Origin of the sequence: Haloferax sp. Atlit-10N, assembly GCF_003586325.1 — an archaeon.
Taxonomy (GTDB): Archaea; Halobacteriota; Halobacteria; order Halobacteriales; family Haloferacaceae; genus Haloferax; species Haloferax prahovense.
Map to the genome: position 1 here is coordinate 1 of NZ_PSYX01000118.1, position 507 is coordinate 507.

The following is a 507-nucleotide window of genomic DNA, read 5'->3' on the forward strand; positions in this document are numbered from 1 at the left end:
AATCACGATCGCGACATCATAGAGTTCGTCGAGGATTTGCCAGAGTCGGTGATAGTACGCGTCGGTCGAGAGCCCTGTTTCGGGAATAGAGATACCAGTTTCTTCAGGATTATTGAGTTCTCGAGCCAGGTTGACGACGACACGGGTCTCGGTAGATGATTGCGTACAGTCAACGTAGGCTCGACCCATCTCCACACCTTGGTTTCCGGCGTAGCGTTGGGCACTCCGTGTGACGTGTTTCGTGACGAGAGATTTTCCCGTTCCAGTTTTCCCGTAGATAAGCGTGTTCCGCGGCGAGCCACCGCTGATAGCTGGATGAAGGGAGGACGCGATATTCTCAATCTCCTCGTCCCTCCCAATGATGCGGTCCTCGTTAGGGATGTGGTCAATTTCGAGCAGTTGTTTTCGCTCGAATATCGGGTCCTCAGCAGCCCACATTTCATCAAGTGAGCGTTGTTCCTTGCCGCCTGAAGTCATACAATCGACACCCGGTGGAGAGCATATAAA

General features: G+C 52.7%; 1 protein-coding gene. It reads right to left on the reverse strand.

Features of this window, described 5'->3' with window-relative positions:
* Window positions 1-477 (reverse strand): Cdc6/Cdc18 family protein (locus C5B91_RS21460; RefSeq protein WP_233547881.1); only part of this gene is annotated, 477 nt, incomplete at its 3' end.
* Window positions 478-507: the final 30 nt, after the last annotated feature.